Genomic DNA, 7,633 nt, shown 5'->3' with positions numbered 1-7,633 from the left:
CACCCCCATTCCCGCCCCCGACACTCCCGAGCACTCCGACACTCCCGACGAGAATCCACTGGCGTAGGCCCCCTCTCGGGAAATGCCTACGCCAGTGCATTCTCGATATCGGTGATGGCGGGGTGGACCCGCTCAGTGGGTGTGGGCCAGGCCGGCTAGTTCGGGGGCGTCGATTTCGGCGATGCCCGTGGGGGTTACTTCCAGGACTCGGGCGGGGCCGATGTCGAAGAAGAGGCCGGAGACCTTCAGGCCGCGGTCGTGGATCGCGCGGCGGACCACCGGGTGGGAGCGCAGGGTTTCCACCTGGACGGCGACGTTGACGATCGAGAGTTGGTCGGCGACACCGAAACCGGCCCGGGCGGCTGCGGAGGCTACCGGGTCGTCGGGGTGGAAGCGGTCCAGGCTCGGGCGGGCGTGGACGAGCCAGTTGCCCAGGCCGGGGCCGGTGGGGCCGCCGGCGATGAGCGCCTTCATGGCGCCGCAGGCCGAGTGGCCGCAGACCACGACATTGTCGACGCCCAGTTCGTCGATGGCGAAGGCGAGTGCCGCCTCGATCGAGCTGTCGCGGCCGCCGGGGACCACGAGGTTGCCGACATTGCGGATGGTGAACAGGTCACCGGGTCCGCTGCTGGTGATCACGTTCGGCACGATCCGGGAATCCGCGCAGGTCAGGAAGAGCGAGTGCGGGTTCTGGGTGTCGCGCAGTTCGTCCAGGTGCGGGCGCACCACGTGGGCGTTGCGGCGGTGGAAGGCGGCCACGCCCTTGGCGATCGGATTGCCGTCGCCCGCGCGCCAGGGCCGCAGCACATCGTCGAGCATGGTGCGGGCGCGGCCGCGGACGGGCGGGCCGTCCAGGGCGTGCGCCATGTGCGCGGTGCCGAGTTCCACGAATTCGACGGTGCCGCCGGTGCTTTCGTGCTGGCGGGCCCAGTCGTGGATGGCCTCGTAGCCGGCGTGGTCGAGGAAGTCGACGCTCATCTCGACCAGCACATCGGTGCCGGTGGGCACCTTCGACAGTTCCGAGGACAGCCTGGGCAGCGCCAGGAAGGTGCAGGTGCCGTCGATGCTGACCAGCCAGCGGTCGGTCCCGGCCACCGGTGCGGCGTTGACCACGACCCGCACCACCCGCCACAGCAGCAGGCCGAAGGCCAGAGCCAGGCCGATGATGACGCCTTCCAGCAGGTTCAGGAACACCACGCCGAGCACGGTCACCACGTAGACCAGCAGGTCACCGGTGCGCTTGGCCAGCTTGATGTGCCCGATCTTGACCAGCTGCATGCCGACCACGATGAGCAGACCGGCCAGCGCCGATTTCGGAATCTGCTGCACCAGGCCGACCAGTGCGACCGAGAAGACCAGGATCCAGATGCCGTGCAGGAACGCCGAGGCCCGGGAGCGGGCTCCGGCCTGCACATTGGTGGCGCTGCGCACGATGACGCCGGTGACCGGCAGACCGCCGAGCGCGCCGGAGACCATATTGGCCGCACCCTGTCCGACCAATTCCCGGTCGAAGTTGGTGCGCGGCCCGGTGTGCATCTTGTCCACGGCGACCGCGGACAGCAGGCTCTCCACACTGGCGATCAGGGCGATGGTCAGTGCCGCGAGCACGACCGCACCCCAGTCGCCGGACGGCAGTCCGGGTAGTCCGATGGCGTCGAACAGCGAGCCGCTCAACACGATTCGCTCGGGAGCACCCGGCAGCACCAGCGACGCCACGGTGGCGATCACGATGGCGACCAGCGGGCCCGGAAGCACCCTCAGCTTCCCGGGCACGTACTTCCACGCGAGCATGATGGCGATGACGACGAGTCCGATGAAGAAGTCGTCGCCGTGCAGATTGCCCAGCTCACCGGGCAGCTGAATCAGGTTCTGCCAGGCCGAACTGTGCGAGGACCCGCCCAGCAGCACGTGCAGCTGCTGCAGCGCGATGGTGATGCCGATGCCCGCGAGCATGGCGTGCACCACCACCGGCGCGATGGCCAGGGCCGCGCGCGCGATTCGGCTGAGCCCGAACAGGATTTGCAGACCACCGGCGAGCACGGTGATGAAACAGGCTGTTTTCCAGCCGAATTCGCTGATGGTGGTGGCCACCACCACGGTCAGGCCGGCGGCCGGGCCGCTGACCTGCAGTGGGGATCCGCCGAGCAGGCCGACCACCACACCGCCGACGACGGCGGCGATGAGTCCGGCGGCGATGGGCGCGCCGGAGGCGACCGCGATGCCGAGCGAGAGCGGCAAGGCGACGAGGAAGACAACAAGGGATGCAGGAAGATCGTGGCGCAGCAGAGAATCGAATCTGCCGGCGGTTCTGCCTGGCGGTGAATCGGTGTCGCGAGACATATCGCTCCTTGGCGAGCGTGTGCAGGGGCATCGAATAAAGGCTGCGGACGGCTTTGGCCGCAGACTCACCGGACGAGCAAAGGCAAGGCTAAGAGTAAAGACTTAGCAAAGCCTGAGAAAACCTGCGCCACAAAGTTAAAGGGGTGTGAACCGTTATGGCTCACACCCCTCGAGGCCCCTGCGCCCCAACCGTCAGGCGGGTTGCGCCACCCGCCCCGCACCGTCGATCTCACCGATGCCGTCCACCGTGACCTCGACCACGCGCGCGGTCGCGATATCGAAGAACAGGCCCGAGAGCACGACCCCGCGCTCCTCCACGCCGCGCCGCACCACCGGATGCGCGTACAGCGTCTCGAGCTGCACCGCGACATTCACCATGCCCAGCTGATCGACCGGCCCGAAGCCCGCCGCCGCGGCCGCCGCCGCGACCGGATGCCCGTGCCGGAAGCGCTCGAGACTGGGCCGGGCGTAGGCGAGCCAGTCGTCGAGCTGGGAGCCGGTGACCAGCTCGCTGTGCAGCGCGCCCATGGCCCCGCAGCCGGAGTGCCCGCACACCACCACCGAGCGGACATCGAGCTTGTCGAGGGCGTAGATGAGCGCGGCCTCCATGGACGCGTCCTTGGCATCGCGCGGAATCAGGTTGCCCACGTTGCGAACCGTGAACAGATCACCCGGCCCGCTGCTGGTGATGACGTTCGGCACGATCCGCGAATCCGCGCACGTGACGAAAAGCGAGTCGGGTTCCTGACCGTCGCGCAGCACACCCAGGTGGGGCCGCATGACGTGCGCGTGGCTGCGGTGATAGGCCGCCACGCCCGCGACGATGCGGTCCACGTCGTTGGCGGTGCGGCGCCACGGGCCCAGCGCCTGATCGAGCAGGTGCCGCGAATGCCCGCGCGCGGCCGGTCCGTCGGCGGCGTCGGCCATCCGCACCGCGCCCGCCTCCACGAATTCGACTGTGCCGCCTTCACTTCGATGCTGTTCCACCCAGTCCTGCAGGGCGTCGTAGGCGGCGTGGTCCATGAAGTCGACGATCATCTCGACCACGACGTCCGCACCGGCGGGCACCTTGTGCAATTCGGCGGTGAGCTTGGGCAGCGCCAGGAACGTGAAGCTGCCGTCCACGGACACCTGCCAGCGCCCCGCGTCGATCTCCTCGGCGCTGACGCTGACCCGCACCACCCGCCACAGCAGCAGCGCGAAGGCCAGGGCGAGCCCGACGAGCATGCCCAGCAACAGATTCCAGAACACCACCACGAACGCGGTGGCCGCGTACACCACCAGATCGCCGGTGCGCTGGGCGCGGCGGATGTGCGCCAGCTTGATCAGCTGGATGCCGACCACGATGAGCAATCCGGCCAGGGCGGCCTTGGGAATCGAGCGCACCACCCCCACCAGCGCCACCGAGAACAGCAGGATCCACAGCCCGTGCAGCATGGTCGAAGCCTTGCTGCGCGCTCCCGCTTTGACATTGGTGATGCTGCGCACGATGACCGCCGCCACCGGCAGCCCGCCGATCAGACCGGAGACCATGTTGGCCGCGCCCTGGCCGAGCAGTTCGCGGTCCAGATCCGTTCGGCGCGCGGCATTCTGGCGCATCCGGTCCACCGCCACGGCCGATAGTAGGGTCTCCACGCTGGCGATGAGCGCGATGGTGACGGCCATCAGCGCGACCTGCGCCCAGCTGCCGTGCGGCACCTGCGGCAGGTGCAGTTCCCGCAGCAGCGAGCCGTCGATGGAGATGCGCTCGATCCGCACCGGCAGCACATGGGCCAGCAGGGTGGCGACGATGACGGCGACCAGCGCGGCGGGCACCCGGCGCGCGGGTTCGGGCAGGTATCGCCAGCCGACCAGGATGCCGATCACGACCAGTCCGATGCACAGGTCACCGGCGTGCACCGAGGTCAGCTGGTGCGGCAGCGCGACGATCGCGTCCCAGGAGGAGGTCAGCGAATCCCCGCCGAGCAGCACGTGCACCTGTTCGAGCGCGATGACGATGCCGATCCCGGCGAGCATGGCGTGCACCACGACCGGCGCGATGGCGAGCACGCCGCGCGCGATCCGGCTGAGCCCGAACAGGATTTGCAGGCCGCCGGCCAGGATGGTGATGAAACAAGTGGCGGCCCAGCCGAATTGGTTGATGGATTCGGCGACCACCACGGTCAGTGACGCGGTGGGCCCGCTGACCTGCAGGGTCGAGCCGCCGAGCAGTCCGGCCACCACCCCGCCCACGACGGCGGCGATGAGTCCGGCGGCGACCGGCGCGCCCGCGGCGACGGCGATGCCGATGGACAGCGGCAGGGAGACCAGGAAGACGACGAGCGAGGCGGGCAGATCATGGCGCAGCACGGTGGCCATGCCGGGAAACAACATCCGTGGAGGCTGAAGCAACGTCCGTGGAGGCTGATCGGTGTCGGTGGACATATCTCTCCTTCGCCGGCACGGCGGAGCCGTCCGGTTCATCGGTCAACATGTACTGGCATCGAGAGGCAGCGGCGGGCGAGGCTGGAGAACCACGACGCTTGGCAGATCGCCGGTAAGCGTAAAGACAATGCAAAGGAAATGAAAAGCGTTTGCGGCAATTGAGGCGATCCGCTATCAAACTGTGACACAGCTCACCATCGGATGCAACACCTCGACTGGTCATCTGACCACCGAGGCGGGCCGTCAACACCCCGGCAACCGATCGCCGAATTCCGCTCGACAGCCGCGAAAACCGCTGTCCCGTAACCACCCTCACGATCGGCCCCGGCTCCTATGATCACCACAAGCTAGCCGTGGAGATCAGCATGACCGCAGTCATCGGCCCGGGCACCCCGGGATATTCCAGAGTCATCGCCCCGCCGGGCTGGAGCCGCTGGCTGGTGCCGCCCGCCGCGCTCTCGATACATCTGGCCATCGGGCAGGCCTACGCCTGGAGCGTGTTCAAACCGCCGCTCGAGAAGGCCATGCACATCTCCGGCACCGGCAGCGCCCTGCCGTTCCAGCTGGCCATCGTCATGCTGGGGCTGTCCGCGGCCTTCGGCGGGACGCTGGTGGAACGGCGCGGACCGCGCTGGGCCATGACCGTGTCGCTGGTGTGCTTCTGCTCCGGACTGCTGCTCTCGGCGCTGGGCGCGGCCACCGGCGCGTACTGGCTGATCGTGCTCGGCTACGGGTTCGTCGGCGGGATCGGGCTCGGCATCGGATACATCTCGCCGGTGTCGACGCTGATCCGCTGGTTCCCCGACCGGCCGGGCATGGCAACGGGTTTCGCGATCATGGGGTTCGGCGGCGGGGCGCTGATCGCCTCGCCGTGGACCACCGAGCTGCTCTCGGATTTCGGTAAGGACCGGGCCGGGATCGCGGAGACCTTCCTGGTCATGGGCCTGGTGTACGCGGTGTTCATGTCGTTGGGCCCGCTGCTGGTGCGGGTGCCGCCGCCGGGGTGGCGTCCGGCCGGATGGACTCCCCCGGTCACCGCGACCCGGCTGATCAGCCGCCACGACGTGACCGCCAATGACGCCATCCGGACGCCGCAGTTCTGGCTGCTGTGGATCGTGCTGTGCTTCAACGTGACCGCGGGCATCGGGATTCTGGAGAAGGCCACGCCCATGGTGGTGGACTTCTTCAAGCACTCCTCGACGCCGGTGACCGCCACGGCGGCAGCGGGTTTCGTGGCGGTGCTCTCGGCGGCGAACATGAGCGGGCGGATCGGCTGGTCCTCGCTCTCGGATGTGATCGGCCGCAAGAACATGTACCGGGTCTACCTCGGTGTCGGCGCGCTGGCGTATGCGCTGGTGTGGTTCGTGGGACGCGACAGCAAGCCGGTGTTCATTCTCGGCGCGATGGTGGTGCTGTCGTTCTACGGCGGCGGATTCGCCACCGTCCCGGCCTATCTCAAGGATCTGTTCGGGACCTATCAGGTCGGCGCAATCCACGGGCGGCTGCTGACCGCGTGGTCGGTGGCCGGAGTCGCGGGGCCGCTCATCGTCAATGCCATCGCCGATTCCGGTGCGCGCCACGGTAAGACCGGGCCCGCGCTCTACGGCACCTCGTTCGCCATCATGATCGCCCTGCTGTGTGTCGGATTCCTGGCCAATGAGCTGATCCGGCCGGTGGCGGCGAAATACCATCGCGCGCCCGCGGAGTCGGCGGTCGCGCCGGAGGGAGCAGAGCAATGACCGAGCCCGCCGTCCAATCCCCGCCGCGGCGGCTGCCGCTGCTGATCTTCGCGTGGGTGTGGGTGGCCGTGCCCTTCGCCTACGGAGTGGATCGTCTGATCGTGAATCTGCTCAAGCTCTTCCACTGAGCTCTAAACCTGTTCGGCCAAGGATTCACCGGTTGTTCACCCGGCGCTCCCCCGCCGGGTGGGGGCGGCTGCCTACTCTTCCGCGACCGATCTTCAGAAAGGGCTTCGCGGAATGTCGCTCCCCCGCCGCGTTTTTCTCGCGGCCGTCGTCGCGTCGGCATTCGCGACCGCCGCCTGCGGCAGGCACTCCGAGTCGAATTCGACCCGGGCAGCGACCAGTTCGTGGACGCCGCCGCCCGGTCTGTCCGGAGAACTGACGCTGTACTCGGCCAATCCGCAGGACCTCACCGACGAGTTGCTCGCGGCGTTCACCAAGGCGTCCGAGGTGAAGGTCAATGTCTTCAACGGCGAAACCGGCAAGATCACCGCCAAACTCGACAAGGAGGGCACGCGCCCGCTCGCGGATGTGGTCTACCTGGCGTCGTGGACCCCGGCCGCCCAGTACGACCTCGACGGCCGCACCCTGCCCTACACCCCGCGCGGCGCCGACCGCATCCACGACGGCTGGATCGGCAAGGACCACGGCTTCATCGGCCGCGACGGCTCCGCGCTGACCATGGTGGTCAACACCAAACTGTCCCCGCGCCTGCCCAATGACTGGGCCGACCTGGCCGCCCCCGAATTCCGCGGCAAGGCGATCATGCCGGACCCGCGCGAATCCGGCACCGCCCGCGACCTGATCGCCGCCATGGTCAGCGCCTGGGGCAAACCCCGCACCTGGGCCATGTTCGACTCCCTCTTCGACAACGGCATGACCGTCCGCGGCGGCAACGGCCCCGCGCTCGACGAGATCACCGCGGGCAATTTCGCCGTCATCCTCGGCGGCGTCGACTACTCCGCCTACGACGCCGCCACCAAAGGCGTTCCCCTACGCGTCATCACCCCCGCCTCCGGCACCATCATCACCCCCCGCCCCGTCTTCATCCTCAACACCACCCACAACCCCGCCGCCGCGAAAGCCTTGGTGGACTACCTCTTCACCCCCGAGGCCCAACAAATCCC

At 68.3% G+C, this 7,633-nt stretch carries 5 protein-coding genes; 3 read left to right on the top strand and 2 right to left on the bottom strand.

Features of this window, described 5'->3' with window-relative positions; genetic code table 11:
* Window positions 1–132: 132 nt before the first annotated feature.
* The gene (locus tag ACAM49_RS37030) at window positions 133–2,340 is read right to left on the bottom strand and encodes a SulP family inorganic anion transporter (protein WP_369640191.1); all 2,208 of its coding nucleotides are present in this window, start codon (window positions 2,338–2,340) and stop codon (window positions 133–135) included.
* Window positions 2,341–2,532: 192 nt separating this feature from the next.
* Window positions 2,533–4,713, bottom strand: coding sequence for a SulP family inorganic anion transporter (locus tag ACAM49_RS37025; RefSeq protein WP_369640190.1), 2,181 nt, complete (start codon window positions 4,711–4,713; stop codon window positions 2,533–2,535).
* Between the two features lie 416 nt (window positions 4,714–5,129).
* Between ACAM49_RS37025 and ACAM49_RS37020 the strand changes: the two genes are divergently transcribed.
* From ACAM49_RS37020 to ACAM49_RS37010, 3 genes are all read left to right on the top strand, one after another.
* A complete protein-coding gene (locus ACAM49_RS37020) occupies window positions 5,130–6,503 on the top strand; it encodes an OFA family MFS transporter (protein WP_369640189.1) in 1,374 nt (457 codons plus the stop codon).
* Window positions 6,500–6,631 (top strand): hypothetical protein, encoded by a 132-nt coding sequence (locus ACAM49_RS37015; RefSeq protein WP_369640188.1) that lies wholly within the window; start codon window positions 6,500–6,502, stop codon window positions 6,629–6,631. Before ACAM49_RS37020 ends, ACAM49_RS37015 begins: the two co-directional genes overlap by 4 nt.
* A 112-nt stretch (window positions 6,632–6,743) precedes the next feature.
* Window positions 6,744–7,633 (top strand): extracellular solute-binding protein (locus ACAM49_RS37010; protein ID WP_369640187.1); only part of this gene is annotated, 890 nt, incomplete at its 3' end.

Origin of the sequence: Nocardia sp. JMUB6875 (assembly GCF_041154655.1) — a bacterium.
Lineage (GTDB): Bacteria > Actinomycetota > Actinomycetes > Mycobacteriales > Mycobacteriaceae > Nocardia.
The sequence above is the reverse complement of the archived record's forward strand: the minus strand, read 5'-3'. Positions and strand labels throughout refer to the sequence as shown.